General features: G+C 70.8%; 28 protein-coding genes. 10 read left to right on the top strand and 18 right to left on the bottom strand.

What is annotated here, in order from left to right; all coding sequences use genetic code 11:
• Positions 1 to 10: 10 nt before the first annotated feature.
• From G9Q41_RS00825 to G9Q41_RS00800, 6 genes are all read right to left on the bottom strand, one after another.
• Positions 11 to 1,195: a macrolide family glycosyltransferase gene (locus G9Q41_RS00825; RefSeq protein WP_092521652.1), complete on the bottom strand. Its 1,185-nt coding sequence runs from the start codon at positions 1,193 to 1,195 to the stop codon at positions 11 to 13.
• A 649-nt stretch (positions 1,196 to 1,844) separates the two neighbouring features.
• Positions 1,845 to 2,654, bottom strand: a complete 810-nt coding sequence (locus G9Q41_RS00820; protein WP_165631596.1) for an aminoglycoside adenylyltransferase family protein — start codon at positions 2,652 to 2,654, stop codon at positions 1,845 to 1,847.
• Between the two features lie 72 nt (positions 2,655 to 2,726).
• Positions 2,727 to 3,443: a M24 family metallopeptidase gene (locus G9Q41_RS00815; RefSeq protein WP_207630422.1), complete on the bottom strand. Its 717-nt coding sequence runs from the start codon at positions 3,441 to 3,443 to the stop codon at positions 2,727 to 2,729.
• A 48-nt stretch (positions 3,444 to 3,491) separates the two neighbouring features.
• Positions 3,492 to 3,962, bottom strand: a complete 471-nt coding sequence (locus G9Q41_RS00810) for a DUF6314 family protein (protein ID WP_347567447.1) — start codon at positions 3,960 to 3,962, stop codon at positions 3,492 to 3,494.
• Positions 3,959 to 4,645 carry a histidine phosphatase family protein gene (locus tag G9Q41_RS00805; RefSeq protein WP_092521655.1) on the bottom strand — a complete coding sequence of 229 codons (687 nt, stop codon included), beginning with the start codon at positions 4,643 to 4,645 and terminating at the stop codon, positions 3,959 to 3,961. Before G9Q41_RS00805 ends, G9Q41_RS00810 begins: the two co-directional genes overlap by 4 nt.
• 79 nt (positions 4,646 to 4,724) lie before the next feature.
• Complete coding sequence (locus G9Q41_RS00800; RefSeq protein ID WP_217637729.1) at positions 4,725 to 5,573, bottom strand: undecaprenyl-diphosphate phosphatase; 849 nt, start codon at positions 5,571 to 5,573, stop codon at positions 4,725 to 4,727.
• Positions 5,574 to 5,859: 286 nt separating this feature from the next.
• On the opposite strand from G9Q41_RS00800, the gene G9Q41_RS00795 reads away from it, so the two are divergent.
• The 3 genes from G9Q41_RS00795 (at position 5,860) to G9Q41_RS00785 (ending at position 8,122) form a co-directional block, all read left to right on the top strand.
• Complete coding sequence (locus G9Q41_RS00795) at positions 5,860 to 6,780, top strand: aldo/keto reductase (RefSeq protein ID WP_092522737.1); 921 nt, start codon at positions 5,860 to 5,862, stop codon at positions 6,778 to 6,780.
• 110 nt (positions 6,781 to 6,890) lie between these two features.
• The gene (locus tag G9Q41_RS00790) at positions 6,891 to 7,892 is read left to right on the top strand and encodes a hypothetical protein (RefSeq protein ID WP_165631598.1); all 1,002 of its coding nucleotides are present in this window, start codon (positions 6,891 to 6,893) and stop codon (positions 7,890 to 7,892) included.
• Complete coding sequence (locus G9Q41_RS00785) at positions 7,889 to 8,122, top strand: DUF5703 family protein (RefSeq protein ID WP_092521657.1); 234 nt, start codon at positions 7,889 to 7,891, stop codon at positions 8,120 to 8,122. The genes G9Q41_RS00790 and G9Q41_RS00785 overlap by 4 nt, the downstream gene beginning before the upstream one ends.
• 10 nt (positions 8,123 to 8,132) lie before the next feature.
• Here G9Q41_RS00785 and G9Q41_RS00780 read toward each other — a convergent pair whose 3' ends face one another.
• The 5 genes from G9Q41_RS00780 to G9Q41_RS00760 form a co-directional block, all read right to left on the bottom strand.
• Complete coding sequence (locus tag G9Q41_RS00780; RefSeq protein ID WP_165631728.1) at positions 8,133 to 9,179, bottom strand: biotin/lipoate A/B protein ligase family protein; 1,047 nt, start codon at positions 9,177 to 9,179, stop codon at positions 8,133 to 8,135.
• 108 nt (positions 9,180 to 9,287) lie between these two features.
• Positions 9,288 to 10,568 (bottom strand): APC family permease, encoded by a 1,281-nt coding sequence (locus tag G9Q41_RS00775; RefSeq protein WP_092521658.1) that lies wholly within the window; start codon positions 10,566 to 10,568, stop codon positions 9,288 to 9,290.
• A gap of 251 nt (positions 10,569 to 10,819) precedes the next feature.
• On the bottom strand, positions 10,820 to 11,695 hold the full coding sequence (locus G9Q41_RS00770) for a LysR family transcriptional regulator (RefSeq protein WP_165631599.1): 876 nt from the start codon (positions 11,693 to 11,695) through the stop codon (positions 10,820 to 10,822).
• A gap of 141 nt (positions 11,696 to 11,836) precedes the next feature.
• The gene (locus G9Q41_RS00765) at positions 11,837 to 12,592 is read right to left on the bottom strand and encodes an SDR family oxidoreductase (RefSeq protein ID WP_165631600.1); all 756 of its coding nucleotides are present in this window, start codon (positions 12,590 to 12,592) and stop codon (positions 11,837 to 11,839) included.
• A gap of 181 nt (positions 12,593 to 12,773) precedes the next feature.
• Positions 12,774 to 13,211, bottom strand: a complete 438-nt coding sequence (locus G9Q41_RS00760) for an ArsI/CadI family heavy metal resistance metalloenzyme (RefSeq protein ID WP_165631601.1) — start codon at positions 13,209 to 13,211, stop codon at positions 12,774 to 12,776.
• An 85-nt stretch (positions 13,212 to 13,296) separates the two neighbouring features.
• Here G9Q41_RS00760 and G9Q41_RS00755 point away from each other — a divergent pair, with 85 nt between their 5' ends.
• The 4 genes from G9Q41_RS00755 (at position 13,297) to G9Q41_RS00740 (ending at position 15,472) form a co-directional block, all read left to right on the top strand.
• Positions 13,297 to 13,662 (top strand): metalloregulator ArsR/SmtB family transcription factor, encoded by a 366-nt coding sequence (locus G9Q41_RS00755; RefSeq protein ID WP_165631602.1) that lies wholly within the window; start codon positions 13,297 to 13,299, stop codon positions 13,660 to 13,662.
• 47 nt (positions 13,663 to 13,709) lie between these two features.
• Positions 13,710 to 14,756: an ACR3 family arsenite efflux transporter gene (gene arsB, locus G9Q41_RS00750; RefSeq protein ID WP_165631729.1), complete on the top strand. Its 1,047-nt coding sequence runs from the start codon at positions 13,710 to 13,712 to the stop codon at positions 14,754 to 14,756.
• Complete coding sequence (locus tag G9Q41_RS00745; RefSeq protein WP_165631603.1) at positions 14,753 to 15,184, top strand: arsenate reductase ArsC; 432 nt, start codon at positions 14,753 to 14,755, stop codon at positions 15,182 to 15,184. Before arsB ends, G9Q41_RS00745 begins: the two co-directional genes overlap by 4 nt.
• Positions 15,185 to 15,316: 132 nt before the next feature.
• Positions 15,317 to 15,472, top strand: a complete 156-nt coding sequence (locus G9Q41_RS00740; protein ID WP_165631604.1) for a hypothetical protein — start codon at positions 15,317 to 15,319, stop codon at positions 15,470 to 15,472.
• 77 nt (positions 15,473 to 15,549) lie between these two features.
• On the opposite strand, the gene G9Q41_RS00735 is transcribed toward G9Q41_RS00740, so the two are convergent.
• The 3 genes from G9Q41_RS00735 to G9Q41_RS00725 form a co-directional block, all read right to left on the bottom strand.
• Entirely contained in the window at positions 15,550 to 16,194 is a 645-nt protein-coding gene (locus G9Q41_RS00735; protein ID WP_165631605.1) for a DJ-1/PfpI family protein, read from the bottom strand.
• Positions 16,169 to 17,185 carry a GlxA family transcriptional regulator gene (locus G9Q41_RS00730; protein ID WP_165631606.1) on the bottom strand — a complete coding sequence of 339 codons (1,017 nt, stop codon included), beginning with the start codon at positions 17,183 to 17,185 and terminating at the stop codon, positions 16,169 to 16,171. Before G9Q41_RS00730 ends, G9Q41_RS00735 begins: the two co-directional genes overlap by 26 nt.
• Before the next feature lie 238 nt (positions 17,186 to 17,423).
• Positions 17,424 to 18,863: a sodium/glutamate symporter gene (locus G9Q41_RS00725; RefSeq protein ID WP_165631607.1), complete on the bottom strand. Its 1,440-nt coding sequence runs from the start codon at positions 18,861 to 18,863 to the stop codon at positions 17,424 to 17,426.
• Positions 18,864 to 19,204: 341 nt separating this feature from the next.
• Here G9Q41_RS00725 and G9Q41_RS00720 point away from each other — a divergent pair, with 341 nt between their 5' ends.
• Positions 19,205 to 19,822 (top strand): class I SAM-dependent methyltransferase, encoded by a 618-nt coding sequence (locus G9Q41_RS00720; RefSeq protein WP_092521664.1) that lies wholly within the window; start codon positions 19,205 to 19,207, stop codon positions 19,820 to 19,822.
• 101 nt (positions 19,823 to 19,923) lie between these two features.
• Positions 19,924 to 21,006 (top strand): hypothetical protein, encoded by a 1,083-nt coding sequence (locus G9Q41_RS00715; protein ID WP_207630423.1) that lies wholly within the window; start codon positions 19,924 to 19,926, stop codon positions 21,004 to 21,006.
• Between the two features lie 100 nt (positions 21,007 to 21,106).
• Here the strand turns inward: G9Q41_RS00715 and G9Q41_RS00710 are convergent, their stop codons facing one another.
• The 4 genes from G9Q41_RS00710 to bla form a co-directional block, all read right to left on the bottom strand.
• Entirely contained in the window at positions 21,107 to 21,880 is a 774-nt protein-coding gene (locus G9Q41_RS00710) for a cation transporter (RefSeq protein ID WP_207630424.1), read from the bottom strand.
• Positions 21,877 to 22,245 (bottom strand): metalloregulator ArsR/SmtB family transcription factor, encoded by a 369-nt coding sequence (locus G9Q41_RS00705; protein ID WP_092521665.1) that lies wholly within the window; start codon positions 22,243 to 22,245, stop codon positions 21,877 to 21,879. Before G9Q41_RS00705 ends, G9Q41_RS00710 begins: the two co-directional genes overlap by 4 nt.
• A gap of 132 nt (positions 22,246 to 22,377) precedes the next feature.
• Positions 22,378 to 22,890 carry a DinB family protein gene (locus tag G9Q41_RS00700; RefSeq protein ID WP_165631608.1) on the bottom strand — a complete coding sequence of 171 codons (513 nt, stop codon included), beginning with the start codon at positions 22,888 to 22,890 and terminating at the stop codon, positions 22,378 to 22,380.
• A 102-nt stretch (positions 22,891 to 22,992) separates the two neighbouring features.
• Entirely contained in the window at positions 22,993 to 23,883 is an 891-nt protein-coding gene (gene bla, locus G9Q41_RS00695; RefSeq protein WP_165631609.1) for a class A beta-lactamase, read from the bottom strand.
• A 109-nt stretch (positions 23,884 to 23,992) separates the two neighbouring features.
• Between bla and G9Q41_RS00690 the strand changes: the two genes are divergently transcribed.
• On the top strand, positions 23,993 to 24,871 hold the full coding sequence (locus G9Q41_RS00690) for a LysR family transcriptional regulator (protein WP_165631610.1): 879 nt from the start codon (positions 23,993 to 23,995) through the stop codon (positions 24,869 to 24,871).
• Positions 24,872 to 24,874 lie beyond the last annotated feature (3 nt).

The raw sequence follows: 24,874 nt of genomic DNA, 5'->3' as shown, positions 1-24,874 counted from the left end.
CGAGCGCGCTTCAGCTCGCCAGGTGTGCCTCCAGCGCGTCGGCACCGGCCACCGCGCCACCACCGCTGCGGACCCCGAAACTCGTCGCCGAGGCCACCGCCCGCATCCGCTCGTCACCGGCGACGTCATCGACCGTCTTGCGCAGCAGTTCCGGGGTCACCTCGTCGGGAAGGACCCGGGCCAGCCCGAGCTGCTCGGCCCGTTCGGCGTTGGCCCGCTGCTCCGGCATCTGCGGGTAGGCCACCAGCGGGACACCGTGATACAGCGACTCCATCGTGGAGTTCATCCCCGTGTGTGACAGGAACACATCGGCGTGCTCGAGCACGGCGGGCTGCGGGAAGCGGGAGCGCACGTCGAAGTTGTCCGGCAACGGGCCCAGCTCGTCCGGATCCAGCCGCTCGCCGACCGACATCGCCACCTGCCACGGTCCCTCGGAGAAGGCCTCCAGGCACTGGCGGTAGAAGTCCGGCCGGTCGTTGAACGCGGTGCCCAGGGAGATGAACAGCAGCGGCGCCTGCGGGTCCTGCGGGGTGAACGACTCCCGCGTGGCCCTGCTGCCGAGCGAAGGCCCCAGGAACCGGAAGCGGTCGTCGAAGGTCTCGGCAGCGGGCTGGAACTGGCGGGGAACGGACACCAGGTTCAAATCGGCCGGTTTCGCGGAGAACGCCGACTCCGGCGGGGAGACTCCGAGCTGCTCGGCCAGTTCGGCGCGTTCGCGTTCCACTTCGCGCAGCGCGGGGTGCTCGGTGTCGAAGTCCTCGGGCAGGAAGGTCCGCAGCAGTGAGAAGTGCTCGTTCGCGGCGAAGTTGGGCACCAGCGACACCCCGGCAACGCCGAGCACCTCGGCCAGCATCGGGCCGGCCATCATCATCATGTCGTAGCACACCACGTCGGGGGGATCCTCGGTGAAGTGCCTGCGCAGCGCGGGGAAGGACTCACGCACGTGCTCGAGGAGATAGCCCATCATCTCCGCCAGCATCTCCGGAGTCATCCGGTCGAACGACTGCGTGGGCGGGGCGAGATCCATGCCGGCGTCGACGCCTTGAGCACCGCTGGCCCGCACGGTTTCCAACTTGCGGTTTCCGGTGGCGTAGCTGACGCGGTGACCGCGCTTGTTCAGCTCCTCCACCAGCGGCAGGTTCGGGTTCACATGCCCGTCGAAGGGCGGCGCCATGAACGCGAAATGGCGGGGCATACTTCCTCGCAGCGTCATTCGAGAAAAATTTGGCATTCGTCGCCACTTTCGTTTCGATTATTCCGCCCCGCGCACGGCAAACGCCCGTGCCCACCCACAAAAGTGACGTCATCAACATCATCAGTCCCACGAAAGAACCAAAACGGGCGGCGTCGAGCGAAACATCGCCGCGCTCTCCCGCGACGTCCCCGACCGGTTCCACGTCGCAGGACGTCGAAACACTCGCCGGAAACGGGGAAACGGGAAAAATCGAACAACATCCTCCCCGAGCGCCTTCCGCGGAGGCTTCGGGGCAACGTCCCCCCGGACGAGAGGTGCACGTGGACCAACGAACTCGTCGAATCGGCGAATTTCGTGGCGGACCGGCAAGCACTACGCACGCTGCAACAGGACCTTCCTCGGCCTGTCCTGTCCCGTTGAGCTGCTAACCGTGGGAGTGCCGCCGTTCGCACCGAGTCTGATGCGGCCACGGTGTTGGCCCACGACCGCGACCGCATCGCGCCGGAAAGCCATGTGGTGATCAGCCATCCGCCCCACCTCGACATGAGCGACGAGCAGCTGGCCGAAGGCCTGAACGCAACAGCTGTCCCGGTGCCCACGACGTGCGTGAGCACGGGATCGAGCATCTCGTCCGCCGGTGTCCGCGGGATCAGCCAGAGGGCGGGGGTGATGGGGTGGACACAGCGGGGGACTCGTAGCCGTCGTGCGCGAGCAGCTCCCGGATAGCTTCGACAAGGTACTCGGCACAGGAACGGACCCGCCACGTCGTGTCGTCCCAGTTCTGCTCCTGCTGCGCGAGGTAGACGGCTCGCGCGTGCTCGAGCACGGGGCGGTGCTCCTCCGGGAGACGGCGGAGAGCCCAGTCCGCAGCCACGTCCTTGGAACTGATCACTCCCGTTACGAGGGTGGACCAGATACGTGCCAGCGTCAGCACCACGTTGCGTGTGTCGGACCACAGCTCGTCGAGCAGCTCCGGAACGGCGGCGGCGAACGCGTGAACGAGATCCTCGTGCGGCACGGGATCGAGCACCAGTCCCGGTGAAGGACCGTACACCGCGGCATCACCGAGCAGTACCATCGTCACCAGCGGGGCCAGGTCGGGGCTGGTCACCGGTGCAGGGAGTTCCCCGCTTTCGAACTCCGCGCGTAACCACTCCCCGTACTGGAACTCGCAGCGCGGCGGGTAGCGCCACGGCTTCAGCTCGCTCTCGACGGTGACCGTCAACTCCACCGGCCGAGCAGAACCGGACCGCCCGACAGCACCGGATCTCCACAGCAAACCGTCGACGAGTGCCCGCCGCTGCTGCCACGTCATACGCTGACGAGAGACAACGAGCAGGTCGAGATCACTGTGCGGGCGCAGCCCGTCGAGCACCGCGGAGCCGTGCCGGTAGATCCCGACGACGTCCGCACCGAGCACGTCGTGAACCAGACGCGCGGTGTCCTCCTCCTGTGACATCGACCCTGCTCGCTCCGTTCTTCCGGTTCCGCCACGAGCACCGTACCGGTCACCACGGTGACCACGCCGTGGTCAGGGCACCGTCAGGATCCACGGGCCCTGTGCGGTGACCGCGAGCGTCTCGCCGAGCAGGAAGCAGCGGCTGCCGTCCTCGGTTTCCACCGCTCCACCGGGACCGTGCCGGATGCCGTCGCTTCCCCCTTCGGCCAGCGCCGCCACGATCGTCACCACCGTGCCCGGGCGCAGCAGCAGCCCTTCGCCCCGTTTGCCGGGCGGTGGCAGCGCGGGAGGTTCCCGCAGGGCGCGTCCGATGCCGTGGCCGCAGGAGACGGGCATGCCGTAGCCGGCTCCGCGCACCACCAGACCGAGCGCGTGGGACAGGTCTCCCAGCCGGTTGCCCGCCGTGGCCGCGGAGGCGGCGCCGCGCAGCGCCTCCCGGGCAGTACCGGCCGAACGTCGCGCGGGCTCGTCCTCGGCGTCGACGGTCTCGGTGACCGCGGACCAGGCGCACCAGCCGTCCACGCTGGCCGCGCACTCCACGGTGACCAGCTCGCCCGGTGCGAACCCGGTGCCGTCCGGAGCGCGCCCGCCGACGACCTGTTGGCGGGACACGGCCAGTGCCCGCCCGCACGAGGCGGACTGCCGCGCGCCGCCGAAGGCGGGGCGTGCGTCGTGCTCGGCCAGCGCCGCGCGGGCGGTGGTCTCCAGCTCGACGCCGGTGGCCGAGCGGGTGATCCGCGTGGTGACGGTGTTCAGCGCCGCGGCCACGGCCCGACCCGCCTCACGCATGGCCTCGAGTTCGGCGGCGGATCTGAGTTCGACCGACTCCCGCGGCACTCACGTGGTCCCTTCCGGGGTCGAGAGCGCGGCCTCCCGGGAGAACTCGGTGTACAGCACGTGGTTCTTCGTCGGCCCGGAGACCACCCAGCGCTGCCACCAGGTGTCGTGGTCGACAACGCCGAACTCACCCCGGTACAGGTCGTCCCGGCAGGGGTGTTCGGCGCGGCAGTGGCCTTCCCGCAGGTCCAGGGCGTGGAAGAAGTCCCCGTAGTCGAAGTACACGTGAGCCTGGCCGGGGCCGGTCACGTGGTAGCGCAGCGCGCGGGAGGCGGGCCCGCGGTAGTCGCCCAGCCGCAGCGTCCCCCGCTCCTCGTAGCGCAGCACGTCCTCGTCCGGGGTGAACCGGGCCGATCCCTCGAACTCGCCCAGCCCGGCCCCGTCCGGGTCCGAGATCACCCGCCGCAGTGACCAGTCCCCGCCGAAGAAGGCGGGCAGGTCGTGCACGGCACGGCCGCACGGTGCGTTCACCTTCCCCGGGCACCTCCCACGACGGCCTCGTCGGCGGACTCCTCGCTCTCGGCGGGAACCAGCCCCGACAGGTCGGTGCCGGTGTCGTTGGTCCGCAGCACGAACGGCCTGGTCTCGGTGTAGCGGATCACGCTGAACGAGCACGGTTCGACCACGATCCGCTGGAAACCGTCCAGGTGCAGCCCCAGCGCGTCGGCCAGCACCCCCTTGATCACGTCCCCGTGCGTGCAGGCCAGCCACACCGCCTGCGCCCCGTGCTGCTCGGTCACCCGCGCGTCCTGGGCGCGCACGGCAGCCACCGCCCGCGCCTGCATCTGGGCCAGCCCTTCGCCGCCGGGAAACACCGCCGCCGAGGGGTGCTGCTGGACCACACGCCACTGGGGCTGTTCGGAAAGCTCCTTCAACGAGCGGCCGGTCCAGTCGCCGTAGTCGACCTCGGACAGCCCCTCGTCGGTGTCCACCGGCAGCGCGCGCCGACCGGCCAGGTCGGCGACCGTGTCGACGCATCGTTGCAGCGGGGAGGCCACCACCGCCCGCAGCGGGACGGGGTGGAGTCGATCGACCAGCCCGGAGGCCTGGGTTCGGCCCGTCTCGTCCAAACCGACACCGGGAGTTCGTCCGGCCAGGGTTCCCGCGCCGTTGGCCGCCGAACGCGCGTGTCGCAGCAAAATCACCGTCGCCACGCCTCGAGCATACGTACGAAAGGTGCCGCACCGGACATCCGGTGCGGCACCTTCCCGCGTCCACTTGGTCGTCACTCGGTCATGCCTGCAGCACACCGAAACCGAGCAGCACGTACACGGCGAGGCCGACCAACACACGCCACCAGACGAACAGGTAGACGCTGTGCTTTTCCACGTACCTCAACAGCCAGGCGATGCAGGCATAGCCCACCAGCCCGGCCAGCACAGTGGCCACGAGCATCTGCGGACCGCTCGGTTGCAGCCCCGCCCCGCCCGGGTCGAACACGTGTCCCAGCTCCAGCAGCCCGGCCGCGAACACGGCCGGGATCGCCAGCAGGAACGAGAACCGCACGGCGGTGGGGCGGTCCAGCCCCAACGACAGCCCGGCCGTGATCGTTCCGCCGGAGCGGGACACCCCGGGAACCAGGGCCAGCGACTGGGCCAGCCCCATGAGCACACCGTCACTGAGCCGCAGCTCGGCCTGCTTGCGCAGCTGGGGCCCGTAACGCTCGGCCAACCCGAGCAGCAGGCCGAACACGATCAGCGTTGTCGCGGTGATCCACAGGCTGCGCAGCGCCCCCCGGATCAGGTCCTGGAAGAAGAAACCGAGGATCCCGATGGGGATGCTGCCCACGATCACGTACCACGCCAGGCGATAATCCTGGGTGCGGCGCACCTCGGGATTGACCATGCCGCGGAACCACGTCGCGATCAGGCGTGCGATGTCGGCGAAGAAGTAGATCACCACGGCCAGTTCCGTGCCGATCTGGGTGACCGCCGTGAACGACGCGCCCGCGTCGGCGTTGAACAGCAGCTGCGAGACGACCCGCAAGTGCCCCGAGGACGAAACAGGCAAGAACTCGGTCAAACCCTGCACCACGGCAAGCACCACGGCCTGCAACCACGTCAACGGAATCCACTCCAGCACAGTCGAATATCGCGCTCCGTCCGGAGCACCACGTACGGCCTTCTCGGCCGGAAATCTTGCAGCATGCCCCGAACAGGCGTGGGGGCGGGCCGTCCGCGGTGAATTCGACCCCAACTGGGCAGGTCAGTGGTCGACTCCCCCTCCTCGCGGACACGTTGCGCCACTCATGAACACGCTCGACTCACTCAACGGGGGAACGAGTGATTCGTGACACAAAATTTGCGGACCGAGTGTGTTCACCCCGAAACTCGGCGGGACGTTCCGGGAACGAATACGCTGTGCCACCGTGCGCTATCGACAACTCGGCAACACCGGTCTGCGCGTGTCACGACTCGCGCTGGGGACCATGAACTGGGGGCACGGCACCGACAGCACCGAGGCGGCCGCCCAACTGGCCACCTTCCACCACGCCGGCGGGACCCTGGTCGACACCTCCCCCGAATACCAGCACGGGCGCAGCGAGACGATGCTCGGCGAACTGCTGGGCACCGACGTCGCGCGGGAGCAGCTGCTCATCGCCACCACCACGGGCCCGCACCCCTCCAGAGCGGCCCTGCTGGACTCGCTGCACGGCTCGCTGCGCCGCATGGGCATCGACCACATCGACCTGTGGCAGCTGCACGGCTGGGACCCATCCGTTCCCCTCGAAGAGGCCCTCGACACGCTCGACACGGCGGTCACCAGCGGAAAAGTCCGCTACATCGGGGTGTCCAACCACAGCGGGTGGCAGCTGGCCACCGCCGCGGCCCTGCAGGGCACCGTGCCGGGGCGCATCCCCCTGGCCTGCGCCCAGACCGAGTACTCGCTGCTGCAGCGCCACCCCGAAACCGAGATCCTGCCCGCCGCGCGCCACCACGACCTGTCCCTGCTGGCCTGGGCACCACTCGGCCGTGGCGTGCTGACCGGCAAATACCGCGACGAAACCCCCGCCGACTCCCGAGCCGCCGACCCCGAGCTGGCCGACTACCTCGAGCACCACCGCACCCACCGCGCCGGACGCATCGTGCACGCGCTGAGCACGGCCGCCGACGGGCTCGGCACCTCCCCCGCGGCGGTGGCCCTGGCCTGGATACGCGACCGGCCCGGCGTCGGCGCGCCCGTGGTCGGGGCCCGCACCGCCGAACAGCTCAAAAGCTGCCTCGAGTGCGAGGACGTGACCCTGCCGCCGGCCATCCAGGCCGCCCTCGACGACGTCAGCGCCTTGTGACCCCGCTCGAGCGGGGCAAAACCCGGTCACAACGGCACCGAGCCGATGCGCGATCCTGGCGGGGACGTCGGACACCGACGCCCCGACTCGTCTTCCCAGGGAGGTCGCCGTTGCGACGCCTCATCGCCGCGTGCCTGGCCGCCTCGGCGCTGCTGGCCGGCTGCTCCGACAGCGACGGCGGTTCACGCCCTCTGCAGGTCACCGACGAGCTCACCGCCGCGACGCCGGCCACCTCCCCGCCCACGACGACCGAACCGGCAGGCCGGGTGGTGCCGGCCCCGCCCGCCGACCACACGGTCGTGCTGCCCGAGCAGCACACCCTCGCCCTGGCCGGGGCGGACCGCGCGAGCATCACCCTGTTCGACACCCGCGCCATCGAACAACCACCCCGCACCGTCGACCTGCCCGCCCCCGCCGCCTCGCTGCGCCCCGTGCGGGGCGGGCAAGCCCTGCTGGCCGCGCTGCCCGCGGCCAACGCGGTCGCCGAGATCGACCTGGCCAGCGGGCGGGTGCACCGCACTGCCGTGTCCGGCGGGCCCGTCGACGCCCTGCCCGTCGCCGACAAGCTCTTCGTCGCCCGCCCGCAGGCCAAGGACGTGGCCATCCTCCGCGACGGCGAGATCCAACGCCGCGTCGACGGCTTCCCCGGGGCCCACGAGCTGCTCCGCCGGGGCTCGACCGTGGTCGTGCTGGACCGGCTGACCACCTCCCTGACCCCGCTCGACATCGACACCGGGGACAAGCAGCCCGCGCTGCGCGCCGGCGAGGGAGCCACCCGCGCGGTGACCGACAGGTTCGGGCGGGTGCTGGTCGTCGACACCCGAGGCGAGGAGATCATGGCGTTTTCGACCGAACCGCTGATCATGAAGCAGCGTTCCCCCGCGGGCGGTTCCCCCTACGGGCTCGCCTACGATCCCGCCCAGGACCTGGCCTGGGTCACGCTGACCGCGCGCAACGAGCTCGTCGGCTACGACACGGCCACGGGACAGGCCGAGCAGAGCCACCGCGTGCCCACGGTTCGCCAACCCGAATCGGTCGCGGTGAACCCGGAAACCGGCACCCGCTACATCGCTTCGGCCGCCGGTGAAGGACTACAGGTGGTGAGGAAATGAGCACGAGCGGCACCGCGGAGTCCGACCCCGACTGGGAGTACTACCCGCTGCGGCTGCCCGCCGGGGTGTCCCGGCTGAGCGCGGCGACCAGGCTCAGCATCCACGCGGAGTTCGCCGGCTGGGAACTGTCCCGGGTGCTGCTGTACTCCGACGGGTCCCGCAAGGTGTGGCTGCGGCGCAAACGCAGCCGCGCGACCGCCGGGCTTCCGGAGCCGCTGCCCCTGCCGTGAACGCCCCTGCTCAGGGGACGCGCTGGAACCACTCCGAGGTGGCGAACTTGGTGGCGATCAGGTCCTCGGCGCGCCGCTGCTCGTCCTCGCCGACGCTGTCGGCGACCAGGCCGTAGCGGCTGCGGAAGCCGGACTCCAACCGGTCGATGACCGTCTGCCGCTCCAGACCGGTCTGACGGCGCAGCGGGTCGACGCGTTTGACCACGCTGCCGACCCCCTTGTCGGACAGCTTCACCCCGCCCACGCGCAGCACCTGGCCGAGTTTTTCCACGTCCACGTCGTAGGACATCGTCACGTGGTGCAGCACGGACCCGGCGACCCGCTTCTGCGCGGCACCGCCGATCTTGCCCCCGTCGGAGGTGATGTCGTTCAGCGGCTGGTACCACACGTTCAGCCCCAGCTCCCGCAGCACTTCCAGCACCCAGTCGTCCAGGAACGCGTACGAGTCGGCGAACGACATGCCCGCCACCAGCGACTTCGGCGCGTACAGCGAGTAGGTCACCGTGTTGCCCGGTTCGACGAACATCGCACCTCCGCCGGTGATCCGCCGCACCACCTCGATGCCGTAGTGCTCGGCGGTGGGCATGTCCACCTCGTTGCGCACCGACTGGAAACTGCCGATGATCACCGACGGGTCGGCCCACTCCCAGAACCGCAGCGTCGGCGACCGGCGCCCCGCGGCCACCTCCTCGGCCAGCACCTGGTCCAGGGCCATGTGCATCAACGGCGACCTGGGCCGTTCCCGGATCACCCTCCACTCGTGGTCGCGCCATCCGGTGGACCCGGTCACGGCACGCCGCACCGCCACGGCCACCGACTCCGGCCCGAACCCGACCATCCGCGCCTGCGGGTCCATCCCGTCGCGCACCAGGGCGGTCAGCGCGTCCACGTCCGCGTTCACCGCGGCCCCGCGCATCGACCGGTTGATCTCGTCGAGCGCCTCGTCGGGTTCGAGGAAGAAGTCCCCGCTGATGCGCACCTGGCTCAGCCTGCCGTCGGCGACCTCCACATCGGCGGCCACCAGTTTCCCGTCCGGAACCTTGTACTCCCCGTGCAACACGAGCTACCTCGCACCTGTCGCTGCTTCGAATCGGCCGTGGACAACTCTAGGCCTTAGCAGCGCAGACCCGACGTCAGCCCGCGCGAGCCCCACGCCCCGCCGGGGTCAGCTCCGCGCGCCGGCCCGCCCGCCGCGCCACCGGACGTGGACGGCGCGCAGCACCAGCCCGGCCAGCAGCAGCCCGCCCCCGCCCAGCACGGCCTGCGCGGGCAGGGTGGCCGCCAGCAGCACACATCCCGCCCCGCCGAGCACGGTCAACGGGCGGAGCAGGCCGCGCCGCGGTCCGGGCAGCGTGAACGCCGCCGCGTTGGTCAGCGCGTAGTACAGCAGCACCGCGAAGCTGGAAAAGCCGATCGCGCCGCGCAGATCGACCAGCAGCACCAGCACGAGCACCACCGCGCCGAGCAGCAGTTCGGCGCGGTGGGGAACCCTGCGGCGCGGGTGCACCGCCGCCAGCCACCGGGGGAGTTCGCCGTGGCGCGCCATGGCCAGCCCGGTGCGGCCGATACCGGCCATCAGCGACAGCAGCACACCGGCCGCGGCGACGGCACCGCCGATGCGCACCACCACCGCCAGCCCGGCGAGGCCGCCGGCGCGGGCGGCGGTGGCCAGCGGGGCCGTCGAAGTGGCCAACTCCCCCGGCCCCACGGCCAGCAGGGCGGCCGCGCCCACGGCGGCGTAGACGAGCACCACCAGCAGCAGCGCCAGCGGCACGGCCCGCGGAATCGTGCGGGCCGGGTCGCGCACCTCCTCTCCGAGGGTGGCGATGCGGGCGTAGCCGGCGAAGGCGAAGAACAACAGCGCCGCCGCCTGGGTGATGCCGGTGAACCCGTGCGGGAACCAGCCGGTCAGCCGTGCCGGGTCGGCCTGGCCACCGCCGAGGCAGGCGGCCACCGCACCGGCCAGGGCCAGCAGGGTCAGCACCACCAGCACCCGGGTCACCCGGGCGGTCTTTTCCACCCCGAGGCAGTTCACCCCGGTCAGCACCACCACCGCGGCCACCGCCACCGGAACCGGCTGCTGCGGCCACGCGTAGGCCCCCATGGTCAGGGCCATGGCAGCGCAGCTGGCCGTTTTGCCGACGACGAACCCCCAGCCGGCCAGAAACCCCCACACCGGGCCGAGCCTGCGGCCCGCGTAGACGTAGGTCCCGCCGGACTCGGGATAGCGGGCGGCCAGCCTGGCCGAGGCGGTGGCGTTGCAGTAGGCCACCGCCGCCGCCACCGCCAGCGCGATCAGCAGCCCGGATCCGGCCGCCGCCGCGGCCGGGCCGAACGCGGCGAACACCCCCGCGCCGAGCATGGAGCCCAACCCGAGCACCACGGCGTCGAAGGTGCCCAGCCGACGGGCCAGCGCGGGCGAGTTCGCCGGCGGTGTGGAACTCAACGAGGGGCCGCCTTTCGTGGGAACGACGTGGTGGTGCCCGACGCCCGGAAACCACCACCGCAAAGGACCACGAGGCGGCAAGGTCCCCGCTCGCGGGGCCGGGGCTCCTCCGCCACGTGGTACCGACCGTGCGGGAGGAATCGTACAGCGCCGAGCAGCAGGCCCAGCCGGCCTCACGCTCACCGCCGAGCACCTCGCCGCGGGGCTGAGCACTCACCCCGCACGGGGTGTTCGGCCGGGGCCGCGGGCTTTCAGTCGGTCGCCGTGTCCAGGAAGGCGTCCCGCGACGAGCTGGTGACGTGGCGGGACCAGAGGGCCTGCAGCGGCGCGAACAGCGGCGGTTGCAGGTCGAGCACGCTGACGTGGCCGTTGGCCGCGGGACCGGCAGCCGCGGTGACGAAGGCGACGTGGTCGGTGTCGAGCACCGCGGTCACCGGCGGGGTTCCCTGGATCGGATTGCGATGCACCCTGGGTTCGAACCCGGCGCGGCGGCAGTGGTCGACGAGCAGGTCGGTGTAGCCGGAGCGGCCGGGATGGCCCCAGACCATGATGGATTCCTCCGCCAGCTCGCCGATCTCGACGCTGTCGCGGTCGGCCAGACGGTGCCGGCAGGACACGGCCAGCCGCAGGCGCTGGTGGGTCACCGTGCTGCGGGTCAGCCCGTGGGCGGGGGTCATCGCCCGGCACAGCCCCAGGTCGAGCTGGCCGGACAGCAGCTGTTCGGTCAGCTCGCCCGGGTAGCGCTGGTTGACCTGCGGGCTCAGGTCGGGGTGCTGCCGGTGGACCCGGCGCAGCAGCGCGGTGATCTCGTCGCCGGTCACCGCGGGGGTGTGGCCGATGCGCAGGGTTTCGTGCTGTCCGCGTCCGATGCGGCGGGCGCGCAGCACCGCCGAGCGGGACACGCCGTGCAGCACCCGCGCGTCGGCGACCAGCGCCTCGCCCGCGGGCAGCACGGTCAGCGCGTTGCCGCCGCGGTCGAGCAGGTCGACGCCGACTTCGCGTTCCAGCGCGCGGATCGAGGTGGACAGGGCCTGCTGGGACAGGTGCAGCCGCGCGGCCGCGCGGGTGAAGCTGCCTTCTTCGGCGACCGCCACGAGGTGTTCGAGCTTGTGCAGGTCCAGTGCCATGTAGCGTCCTGTTTTCGCTGTTTCGTCGAGTTGTCGGCGGACCCACCGAGCGGGCCTCTGCCCCCTTTCGTACCGTGCCCGGCCACGGTGCGCGGTGCGGGCGGCGGGCTCCGAGGCCGCCCGCACCGCTTCCATCCGGTGTCACCGGGTGGTGTAGCCGCCGTTGGGGAACATGGTCTGCCCGGTGAACCACCAGCCGTCGGTGGCCAGGAACTCGATGACCGGGGCGATGTCCTCGATCTGGGTGAGCTGGTTGCCCAGGGCCTGCGACTTGTGGAACTGCACCCGCTCCGGGGTTTCCTGCGGGTAGAAGAACGGGGTGTCCATCGGTCCCGGGGCCACGGTGTTGACCGAGATGCCCCGGTCGGCGAACTCCTTGGCCGCCGCGCGGGTGAAGTGTTCCAGCGGAGCCTTACCTCCGGCGTAGGTCGAGTACCCGTCGGTGAACGCCGCCAGCAGCGACGTCCCCAAACTGATGATCTTGCCGTTGTCGTTGAGCCTGCGCCCGGCTTCCTGAATGAAGAAGTACGCCGCCTTGGAGTTGACGGCGAACATGCGGTCGTAGTCCTCCTCGGTCGTTTCCAGGATCGGTTTGCGCAGCACCATCCCGGTCGTGTTCACCGCGATGTCGGCCCCGCCGAAGGTGTCCACGGCGGCGTCGAACAACTGCCGCACCTCGGCCACCCGGGTCAGATCGCCCTGCACCGCCACCGCCTGCGAACCGGCCTCGCGGACCGCCTCGACGGTCTTGGCGGCGTCGTCGGCCGAGGAGTCGCTGTGGTGGTGCACCACGATCTTCGCCCCGTCCGCGGCGAAGCTGGTGGCCAGCAGCCCGCCCAGGTTCTTGGCCCCTCCGCCGATGATCACGACCTTGTCCTGCAGTTTCTTCTCGGACATGCTCTCCCCCTTCGGTGTCGATGCCGACAGGCGTCTCGCCAACGGCCGCACCGTCGATGTTAGGGAGCCGTCGCGGGGCACGGGAAACGCGGACTTTCGGTGGCCGTACAAACGCGGCCGATATATCCGGGTGACAGGCGGGTCGCTGCCCGCGCGCGGCGGGGAACGCGCTTCGGTGCGATCAGGTTTTCACGTCGTGGTCGTTCGCACAACACTCGCCCTGTTTCGCGGGGGCGGACTCGCCGAAGTCCGGGGAATCGCCCTTGACGGTGTAGACCTCCCAGGGTTCCCGGCCCGGGCCGTGGACCCAGACCTTGTCCTGGGTCGCGTAGCAGCAGGTGCTGTCCTGCTCGGACTCGGTGAACAGGCCGAGTTCGGAGAGCCGTCGGGTGGCCGCGTGCACGGTGGCGGTGTCGGCGACCTCCACGCCGAGGTGGTCCATGGCGGTGTCCTGCCCCGGTTGCCCTTCCAGCAGGACGAGCTTCAGCGGTGGTTCGTCGACGACGAAGTTGGCGTAGCCGGGGCGCAGCTTGGCCGGTTCGCTGCCGAGCAGCTTGGTGTAGAAGTCGATCGAGCCCTGCAGGTCGCCGACGCGCAGGGCCAGTTGAGCGCGGGACATGCCCGACCTCCTGGATAGATGTTCGTCGAAACAGTAGGAGCGGCCGAGTTTGCCCCCCGGATTAGACGAATGTCAATATAGAGGCATGTCGAATCAAGAGGTGGAGGGTGAACAGGAGTTGTGCTGTTCACCGCTGATGCGCCAACCGCTGGACGAGCAGCAGTCCACGAACCTGGCGCGGGTGTTCAAGGCCATCGGCGACCCGGCCCGTCTGCGCCTGCTGTCCCTGATCGCCTCCCACGCCGGCGGCGAAGCGTGCGTGTGCGACCTGACCGGCGCGTTCGACCTGTCCGGGCCGACGATCTCGCACCACCTCAAGGTGCTGCGCGAAGCCGGCGTCATCGACGGGCAGCGCCGGGGCACGTGGGTCTACTACCGGGTGCGCACCGAGATGCTGGCCGTGCTGTCCGGTGTGCTGCTTCCGGCCGACAACGAGGTGGTGCCGGCGTGACCTCGACCGACACCACGCAACCGGCCGAAAGGGCCGTGGCGGCGCGCATGTCGGCGCTGGACCGGTTCCTGCCGGTGTGGATCGGCGCGGCCATGATCGCGGGACTGCTGGCGGGCCGGTTCGTGCCCGGGCTGACCACGGCGCTGAACTCGCTGCACGTGACCTCGGGCGTCTCACTGCCGATCTTCGTCGGCCTGCTGGTGATGATGTATCCGGTGCTGGCCAAGGTCCGCTACGACCGGCTGGACACCGTCACCGGCGACAAGCGGCTGCTGCTCTCCTCGCTGCTGATCAACTGGATCGCCGGACCGGCGGTGATGTTCGCCCTGGCCTGGATCTTCCTGCCCGACCTGCCCGAGTACCGCACGGGGTTGATCATCGTCGGCCTGGCCCGCTGCATCGCCATGGTCATCGTCTGGAACGACCTCGCCTGCGGCGACCGCGAAGCCGCCGCGGTGCTGGTGGCGCTGAACTCCGTGTTCCAGGTGATCGCCTTCGCCGGGCTGGGCTGGTTCTACCTGACCGTGCTGCCCGGCTGGCTCGGCCTGGACACCGCCGGGTTGGACATCTCCGCCTGGTCCATCGCCCGCTCGGTGCTGATCTTCCTGGGCATCCCGCTGGTGGCCGGATACCTGTCCCGCAGGCTCGGGGAACGCGCCAAGGGCAGGTCCTGGTACGAGAACCGGCTGCTACCCAAGATCGGCCCGTTCACGCTGTACGGGCTGCTGTTCACCATCGTCGTGCTGTTCGCCCTGCAGGGCGAGGCCATCACCGCGAACCCCTGGGACGTGGCCCGCATCGCACTGCCCCTGCTGGTGTACTTCGCCGCCATGTGGGCCGGATCGTTCGCCCTGGGCAAAGGCATCGGACTCGGCTACGAACGCTCGACCACGCTGGCGTTCACCGCAGCGGGCAACAACTTCGAACTGGCCATCGCCGTGGCCATCGCCACCTTCGGCGTCACCAGCGGGCAAGCCCTGGCCGGGGTGGTCGGGCCCCTGATCGAAGTCCCCGTGCTGGTCGCGCTGGTCTACGTCAGCCTGGCCGCCCGAAAGCGGTTCACCCCCGAGAGCACGACAGCCCCGCATCGATGACAACACCCCGCGAGGAGAACGACGTGTCCGTGCCGGAAGTACTGTTCGTCTGCGTGCACAACGCGGGCCGCTCGCAGATGGCCGCGGCGCTGCTGCACCACCACGCCCGCGGCCGGGTCGGTGTCCGCTCGGCCGGCACCACCCCGGCCGAGGAGATCAACCCGGCCGTGGTCGAGGCCATGGCCGAACTGGGCATCGACGTGTCCCGACAGCTGCCCACCGAGCTCGACGCGGACACCGTGCGGACCTGCGACGTGGTGATCACCATGGGCTGCGGCGACGCGTGCCCGGTCTTTCCCGGCAAGCGCTACCTCGACTGGCAGCTCGACGACCCGGCGGGCAAGACGCTCGACCAGATCCGCCCCATCCGCGACGACATCGACGCGCGGGTGCGCAGCCTGCTGACCGAACTGGCCCTCGAAGGCTGAGGCCACCAGCGCGGACCACCGACGGTGATCGCGGCCGACCCCCAGTCCGGCCGCGATCACCGTGCGGGCCGCCACCGCCGGGTGCAGCATGGCCGGACACACACTCCACGAAACCGAGTGAGGAGTGCGCCCGTGCATCCCGACGACGACACCCCGGCCCCGGCGCAGCCGGTCGAGCACACCGCCCCGCCGATCCCGCACCAGCCCGGGCACCGGCCCAACGACACCAGCACTCCGTGGCGGCTCGACGAGCAGGAGGACACCCACCTGGTGCGCGGCTACGACTGATCCCCGTCCGGAGCTCTCCGCCGAGCCGCCGGGCCCGTCCGGATCGGGCGGCGCCGGGCTCGCGAACCTGCCGGTGGTCACCCCTGCCCGCCGGGGGCGAAGCGGCTGCGGGCGCGCAGCTCGTCGACCACCTCGGCCGGGGCCCTGTCCGGGGCGCCCGCGTCGTGGTCCGGCCGCGGGTCGTACTCGATACCGAGCTGGATCCGCCGGGCGAGCTCGTCGCCCGCGACGCGCCCGACCAGGGTCAGGGCCATGTCGATGCCGGCCGATACTCCGGCGGCGGTGACGTACTTGCCGTCCACGACCACCCGTTCCCCCACCGGGCACGCCCCCAGCTCCGCCAGCCGGTCGCGGGCCAACCAGTGCGACGTGGCCCGGCGCCCGGACAGCAGCCCCGCCGCGGCGAGCACCAGCGACCCGGTGCACACCGACGTCGTCCAGCCGCTGGTCTCGTCGACGGCGCGCAACCACCGGTGCACCGGCCCGTCGGACATGTGCGCGGCCTGGCCGGGCCCGCCGGGCACGAGCACGATGTCGGGATCAGTCACCTCGCCCAAACCGGCCCGGGCGACCAGGTGCAGACTTCCCGCCTGGTCCCGCACCGGCCCGGTGCGCTCGCCGACGAAGATCACCTCGGCGCCGGGCAGGCGGCTGAGCACCTCGTAGGGGCCGACCGCGTCGAGCGCGGTGAACCGGTCAAACAGCAAGATCGCGATGCGCATCCGCGCCCTCCTCGGCGAAGCCGGACGGGACGGGCCGGAACCGGCTCCGGTAGTCGGACGGGGCGACGCCGAGCGCGCGCACGAAGGCGCGCCGCATCGCCTCCGGGGTGTCGAAACCGCAGGCCAGTGCGGTTTCCTCGACGCTGTCGCGGGTGTCCTCGAGCCTGCGGCGGGCCGCCTCCAGCCGCACCTGATCGACGTAGCGCCCCGGTGTGATGCCCACCTGCTCGGCGAAGACGCGCGTGAACTGCCGGGGCGAGAGGCTGGCCCGCTCGGCCAGGGTTCCCACCGACAGGTCGGCGTCCGGGTGCTCGGCGATCCACTGCTGGACCTGCCGCAGGGGGTCGCGCTGCGCCGTCTGGGTGGCGAGCTGGGTGCTGAACTGGGCCTGGTTGCCGGGCCGCCGCAGGAAAACCACCAGGTGCCGGGCGATGCTCAGCGCGGCCTCGCGCCCGAGGTCCTCCTCGACCAGGGCGAGCGCGAGGTCGATGCCGGCGGTGACCCCGGCCGAGGTGGCGAGGTTGCCGTCGCGCACGTAGATCGGCTCCGCGGCCACGTCGACGTCGGGAAACCGCTCGGCCAGGTCCGCGCAGTGCTCCCAGTGGGTGGTGGCCCGGCGTCCGGACAGCATGCCGGCCTCGGCCAGCAGGAACGCTCCCGTGCACACCGACACCACCTGCCGCGCCCGCGGGGCGTGCTCGCGCAGCCACGCGACGAGATCGGGCTCGGGAGCGTGCGCCCCCTCGCCGCCGGGGGCCAGCAGCACGTCGGGAGTCGGTGCGCGGTTCAGGTCGACGTCGGGGGTGAGCCGCAGCCCGCTGGAGGCGCGCACCGCACGAGCGTCGAGGCCCGCGGTGGAGATCTCGTAGACCGGTTGGTCACCACGCGACTGCAGCCACGTGTTGGCCTCGGCCAACACCTCCAGCGGCCCGGTCACATCCAGGCTCTGCACCTGGTCGAAGAGCACGATCAGCACCGGTCGGGTTCGCATGGCAATCATGCTGGCCCGCACCCGCTGATGGCCACAACGTCGAGTGTCCCACCTTTTCGGACACGCCGAGCGGTATCGAGCCTCCCCGAGGCGACGGGCTCCGTGACGACTTCCGCCGACACACGAGCGGGCCGTCGCCACCGGTCGAAACGATCGGCGGCGACGGCCCGCGGCAACATCGGAACGCGGCGTGGGCGGCGCGGCCCACACCGCGGCACTCGAAAGTGCGCGGCGGGGGCTACTCGCCCACCGACTCCGCTTCGGCGGGGGCGGACCGCCCGCGGCGGCCGAAGTACAGCAGCCCGGACAGCAGGGCCGCCACCAGCAGCGCCGTCATCACCACGAGCAGGGGGATCGCTCCGAACTGGACGATCAGCGGGATCGCCGCGGCCGTGACCAGGCCTCCCCCGAAGAACGGTTCCAGCACGAGCTGCTTGTACCCGAAAGCCGGGTAGGCCGGGGTGCGCAGCTCGGGATCGGCGATGCGCATGAGGATCAGCCCGGTGGCGGTGACACCCATCGACTGGCCGAAATCCCCCACGCCGCGCTCGAACCAGTAGTCCGGCAGCATCCGCGGCGCCAGCAGCAGGAAGGCTCCCAGCGACCAGGCGATCCCGCATGCGGCGAGCAGCACGAACGGGACGATGTTGTCGGCAATGACCTCCAGCGACAGCGTCCCCATCGCCGCGATGATCAGCATGTCCAGGGCGAATCCCTGGATGCGCTCGATCATCATCCGGTCGACCACCTCGGCCCGGTCGAAACGGTTGATCACGAACTGCAGCAGGATGCCCCCGAGCATCGCCAGCGGGAACAGCGGGACATAGCCGAAGATCTCGATGGTGTCCACCCACAGCGCGTTCTCCACCGCCTGCAGGCCCCACAGCAGCAGCTGGCCGATGATGATCGCCAGCGCCAGGAAACCGAAGTGCAGCGTCAGCGGCTCGATCGACGAGGGGTGCACGGTCAGCGTGGCCGCGGACCGGCGGTTCTCCTTCTCCACCAGCCCCATGCGTTCGGACACCGTGGGCGCCGAGTCCGCGCTCAGTTCCTTGGCGTGGCCCTTGCGCGCTCCCCAGTTGATCAGCACGATCCCGATGACGATCCCCGACAGCAGACCGATGGTGGCCATGCCCAGCGCCAGGTCCTGACCTTGGGCGAACCCGAACTGCTCGAAGGTGTTGCCCAGACCGCCTGCGGTGCCGTGGCCGCCCTCGAAACCGATCTCGATCAGGGCTCCCGTCAACGGTGGCAGACCGAAGACCGGGGACAGCACCAGCAGGGCCAGCAACAGCCCCAGCACGTACTGCCCGCTGCTCAGCGTCAGTCCGAAGGCGATCTGCGGGCCGGCCAGCCGCCCGGCCTCACGGGCCTTCGGCATGCGTCGCCCCAGGAACAACCCCGCGAACACCACCGAGATGAGCAGCCCCGGCAGCTCGGACCAGACCTGCTGGACCTCGCCGCCGAACAGCCCGCCCTCGGTGAACCTGTCGGTCCCCAGGGCCGCGGCGATGTTGCCGAACACATCGGGCCCCAGCAGCAGCGCGATCCCCCCACCGATGATCGATCCGGGGAGGAACAACTTCTGGGCCAATCGCCACTTCACCCGCACGAGCTTGGCCACGAGCAACAGCACCCCCAACAACAGGAGTGCGAAACCGATGGTTTCGGAAGACATGATCACCTTTCGGCAACCGGCGTTGGACGACACCCTCGCGGAGTTTTCCGGGGTGTCCGGACAAGAGCCGAGCTGTTGTTCATCGGCGGCGCAATCCTATTTCCCCGGCCGAGAGGACCTGCACACAGCAGGGGATTTTCCGCAAGCACATCGACTGCCCTGCGAAAACACCGAGCCCGTTCCGCGGTGGGCACACCCGCTCGGACGAGGTGACCGCACGGCCGTGCCCAGCGGGATCGCGACCACGAACAGCCACCGGTCGAACACGACGCCGCCGGCCCCGCGGGGCGGGAGCCCTGTAGACTCGCCGGACACCGAGTCCCACCTCTCCGGAGCCGAACATGTGCCCACCCGCTGCTGCCGAAAACGGGCGACACCAGCTCGATCCGGTCGCGCTGTCCGTGGCACGTTACAGCGAACACGCCGCCGACTACGCGCACCAACACGCGGGCAAGATGCGCGATCGGGTCGAGCGCTTCACCGCCGCACTGCCCGACGCGGCGACGATCCTCGACGCGGGGTGCGGACCGGGGCGTGATCTCGCCCGGTTCACCGCCGCAGGGCACCTCGCCCAGGGGATCGACCTGAACCCGGAGTTCGCGTCCATGGCCAACGCCTGCGCGCCCACGCTGCTCGGCGACCTCCGCGAGGTCGGATCCCTGTTCGCGGCCGAGACGTTCGACGGGATCTGGGCGTGTGCCTGCCTGGTGCATCTGCCCACAGCGGACACGCGGGACGTGCTCGGCCAGTTCGCCACGCTGCTGCGTCCGGCGGGCAAGCTCTACGCCTGCGTCAAGGCCGTCGGCGAGACCGGGTGGCTCGACGAACCCGACGCCCGCCGCTGGTACACCGTCTGGACTCCGGAGAGGTTCACCGAGGCGGTGCGGCAGGCCGGCTTCGACGTCGACGGGACCACCACGGACGTGTTCGTGGAAGTGTGGGCCAGCCGGTCCGGTTGAGACGGAGCCGCCTCGCCGAGTACTCTGGGCCCGATCGACCTACCCGGCTGCCGGGGGAGTCATCGCCCGAGGCACGTGTGACCGGTTGGGGGTCGATTCACATGGACACGTCGTCCGTTGATCTGTGGCGAGCCCAGGGCAAACCCGGAGCACGGGTGCTGTGGGACATGGTCGAGGGTCCGATGCCGCGCGGCCTCATCGGTGTCGGCGACCCCGATCTGCACCACCTCGACGGCACCTGGACCCTGTTCCTCGGAGGGTTCACCACCCGATTCCGGAACCGGCTGTACCGGGCCACGCTGGCCGAGCACGCCGATCCGGCCTCGGGACGGTGGCAACTGGACCGCGACGTTCGCGGTCGAGCCGCTCCGCTGGTCGCCGACCCTCCGCGCGGGGCGTGGGACGCCGGTGGCATGCACACGCCCTGCTACGTCCCCGCCAACAACGGCCGTGCAGCCCGGATCTACTACTCCGGCCGCGCGAGCTCCAAGCAGTACGGCGCGGGCAGCCGCTACTCGATCGGCGTTCTCGAACGGCGAGAAGGCGGCTGGGTCCGCCGCGAGTCCCCGGTCGTCGAAGGTCACGGCTCGAGAAGTTCGGTGCTGGAACCGCGAGTGATCCCCACCGGGACCGGATACCGCATGTGGTACCAGGCCAACCCCCACGAGATCGGTCCTGGTGAGCAACCGGACTACCGAATCCTGTGCTCGGACAGCGCGGACGGGATCACCGACTGGTCCGCTCCGCGCGTGTTCGCCGACGAGTCCGAGGGATTCTTCGACAACGCCCTCACCCGCTGGAACGGCCGGTGGGTCATGCTGCTGGCGCGCGGTTCGAACCTGCACGGCACCCCGGACTTCCCCGCGCAAGGCCTGTGGTGGATGACCGCCGACCAGCCCAGCGCCGATCGCTCCGCGTGGTCACCACCTCGGCGGCTGCTCGACACCGATGCCGCGGACACGCCCGAGTGGTTCGCCCGCGGAACTTACGCACCGGAGCTCACGTTCCCCGACCCGTCCTCGACGCGGTCGACGATCCTGTTCACCGCGACCCGCCGGACCCCGCGGTGGCCTTGGTTGGCCCTGCGACGGATGGCCCGCCTGCACCGCCCCCCCGTCCCCGCACCGTTCCACCTCGCCGTAGGGTCCGTCGCCCTCGAACTCGACCCGACCGCACCCGACTAGAGCAGCACGCTCGCGGGACGGACACCACCGGCGCTCGAGCAACGCCCGGGCCGGGCGGAAGCGGCAGCAGCGCACCGTCCCGCCCGGCGAACCGCTCGGCTCAGTCGCAGCAGTCGTCGTGCGGTTCCTCGCCCGAGGTGGCCAGGACCAGCCCGCCCGGGGCGCAGCAGTTGTCACCACGCCAGGCCTCGCGGCCCTCCTGCACGGCCACGGCCGCGATGACCAGAGCCACCACCGGGTCGGCCCAGGACCAGCCGAACAGGCCGTTCAGCAGCAGCCCCAGCAGCAGCACCCCGGACAGGTAGGTGCACAGCAGGGTCTGCTTGGAGTCGGCCACGGCGCTGGCCGAGCCCAGCTTGCCGCCGATGCGGCGCTGGGACAGCGACAACACCGGCATGATGACCAGCGACAGCGCGGCCAGCACGACCCCCACCGTCGACGACGCGGGATCCCCGCTCCCCGCCAAGGTGCGGACCGCCTCGACGGTCACGTAGGCGGCCAGCGCGAAGAACGAGACCGCGATGATCCGCAGCGCCCGCCGCTCCCGGAGCCGGCGCACCTGCTCCTGCCGGGCCGAGAACTGCCAGGCCACGGCCGCTGCCGAGGCCACCTCGACCACCGAGTCCAGCCCGAAACCGATCAGCGCCGCCGAGGAGGCCGCCACTCCGGAGCCGATCGCCACGATCGCCTCGATCACGTTGTAGGAGATCGTGGCCGCCACCAGCAGCCGCAGCCAGCGGATCAGCACCGCCCGGCGCCGCTGCCCCGGCTCCTCCCGCTGGGCCTGCGGTGCCGCCCCGGTCGGAGCGCAGCACCCGTCGTCGCAGTGCTGCTCGACCGGCGGGTCCTGGCGGGACCGCGTGGGCTCGCTCATGAGGAGACCACCTCCCAGGTCACGTCCGAGGACTCCGCGGAGTCGCGCTCGTCGTCGACGCAGGCCTCCTCCGGTTCGACGGCCAGCACCACTTTGACCAGTTCCCGCAACGCCGCGGCCAGGTGCGCGTCCGCGATCTCGTAGCGCACCCGGCGCCCCTCGGAAACGGCCACCACCAGCCCGCAGCCCCGCAGGCACGCCAAGTGGTTGGACACCTTCGAGCGGGACAACTCGAGCCGCTCGGCCAGCTGCCCCGGATAGTTCGTCCCGTCCAGCAGCGCGGTCAGGATGCGGCAACGCGTCGGGTCGACCAACGCGCGCCCCAGCCTGGCCAGCGCCTGTTCCTGAGTCTCGCTCTTGAGCACGACGCCAACGGTACAGCCTTCGCTGTACTACAGTAAATGCTGAACAGTTATCGGCTCGGGCGAGGACGAAAGCCGACTGCCCGGTGCTACCGGAAATCCCGCTGCCCGACGCGAACGCCTGGAAGAACGCAGCTAGACACCGGTCGTGCCGTCGATGCGCTCCCGGACCAGATCCGCGTGGCCGTTGTGCCGCGCGTACTCCTCGATCATGTGGACGTAGATCCAGCGGAGGCTGACCTCCTGCCCCGCGAAATGACCGGTCTCGGCCAGGGCACGGTCGGCGCAGCACTCACGAGCACCGACGACCTCCGCTTTCCAGGTGCTCAGCGCCTCGTGCAGGCTCGCCCCCTCGGCCAGTTCGAAACCACCCTCGGTGCCGTGGGGGTCGGCCCGCGAATCGTGGATGGGCGGCGCCTGCTCGCCGGCCAGGACCCGGCGGAACCAGTTGCGCTCCACCTCGGCCATGTGCTGGACCAGGCCGGTCAGCGTGATCCCGGACGGCGGCACGGAGGCGGTGGCGGCCTGCGTGTCGTCCACCCCCGCGCACTTCGTCTCGAGGGTGGCCCGGTGGAAGTCGAGCCAGCCTTCGAGCACGGCGCGCTCGTCGGCGTTCATGGGCGGCACTGGACGTTCGATGCTATTCATGCGCAGATCCTCACACACGCTCAACGGCCCACTCCGGGCGCACCACCCGGCCTCGGCACGCCCCGGCGCCGAAGCCCACCTCCGGCACCACCCCGCTCCGGCTCAACGCAGGACGTCGACGACCTGCCGGGCCGCCTGCGCGATGAGCGCGTCGTCGTACTCGGCGTCCCTGCTCTGCCGGTCCGACATGACCGCGAGCACGATCGGGGCCCGCCCCGGCGGCCTGATGACGGCGATGTCGTTGCGGGTCCCGTACTCGGCGGCCCCGGACTTGTCCCCGACCTCCCAGCCGGAGGGAACACCGGCCCGGACCAGATCCCCCGTCAGCTTGGCGGTGCGCAGCATCTCGTTGAGGATCGCGCGCTTGTCCGGCGCCAGCACGTCCCCGACGGTGAACTTCCACAGGGTCTCGGCCATGGCCCGCGGAGTGCTGGTGTCGCGGATGTCGTCCGGAGCGGACCGGCGGTTGAGTTCGGGTTCGGTGCGGTCGACGTGGATGGTCGTGTCCCCGATCCCGCGCAACGCGGCCTGCAGAGCGGCGGGGCCGCCGATCTCGCGGAACAGCAGGTTCGCGGCGGTGTTGTCGCTGTAGCGGATGGCGGCGTCCAGCACCGCGCGCAACGTCATCCCCGTGTCGACGTGCTTCTTCGTGATCGGTGAATAAGTCACCAGATCGCTCCGGCTGTAGTGGATCCGCCGGTTCAGCCCACCGATCGAGTTGCGCCGCAGCACCACCCCCGCCGACAGCGCCTTGTACGTGGAGGCGTGGGCGAAGCGCTCGTCAGCCCGATGAGTCACCTCCTCACCCGTGGCGGTGTCCACCGCGTACACCCCGAGCCGGGCGTCGAACCGCTGCTCCAACCCGGCGAACCGATCCTTGGCCTCGGCGGAGGAGGCCGCCTTCGGGGGCGAGGCCTCGACCCCGGCACACCCCACCAGCGCGAACAGAGCCAGCAGGGCGATGCCCACCCGCTGGAAACGACGTACGAGCACCGAAAATCCTTTCCTCGTCGCAATGACACGCACAGTCTCGTGCCCCGGAACTCATGCCGTCCAAAACGCACCCCGGCACTTTCATGCCGAGAACGCATAGAATGGTGCGGTGGATCTCGTCGATGGCTGCAGGGCGTTCGTCAACGTCAGCGAACTCGGCAGCTTCACCCGCGGATCAGCCGCGGCCGGCATCGCACAGCCGGTGGCCAGCCGCCGGATCGCCGCGCTGGAGAACCACCTCGGTGAACGGCTGTTCGACCGCTCGACCCGGCGAGCACACCTCACCCCCTTCGGCAGGGACATGCTGCCGTGGGCACGGCGGATGGTGCGGCTCGCCGACGCGATGGACCACGCCGCCCAGCGCGCCCGACAACGCCCGCTGCGGATGGCGGTACCCGCGTACTGCACCACCCGCGACCTCGCCGAACTCGACGCCGAGGCCCGCTCGTGCGACCTCGTCCTCGAGTTCCGCCCCGCCGAACCGGGCGAACGCCTCGACCTGCTGCACACCCACGACGTGCGCGCCGCCCTCACCGCGGTGCCGCCCGACGAAGCACACTGGACGGTGACGCTGGGCCTGGGCAGCGCGGTGAACCTGCGCCCCGGCGCCGTGCACCTAGAAACACTGCGCATCGGCCGCACCGGAGGCACACCGCGCCGTCGGGTGTGGATCCAGCCCGAGGACGACCTCCCCCACGTCCGGGACCGGCTGACCCGCCTGCGGGACTCCCTGGGGCTGCGCCCCTCCCAAGTCGCCGTGGCCGACTCGCTGACCTCGGCCGTCGGCGAAGTGCTCGGCTCCGCGGACCTGCTGCTGTGCTCAGCCGCCCAAGCCGAGGAGTTCGGGCTGCAGTGGCGCCCCCTCGCCGAGATCCGCCTCACCCGCGGGTTCACCATCGCGGCCGACGTCGGCGACGACGCCGAACGCCTCCGCACCCTGCTGTGGCCGGGCATCGCGCGCTGCCTCGGCGGTGACCCGAACCCATGACCG

Source organism: Actinopolyspora sp. BKK2 (genome assembly GCF_011291845.1).
Taxonomy (GTDB): domain Bacteria; phylum Actinomycetota; class Actinomycetes; order Mycobacteriales; family Pseudonocardiaceae; genus Actinopolyspora; species Actinopolyspora saharensis.
Note: the sequence above shows the minus strand (reverse complement) of the source record. Positions and strands in the feature narration are given on the sequence as shown.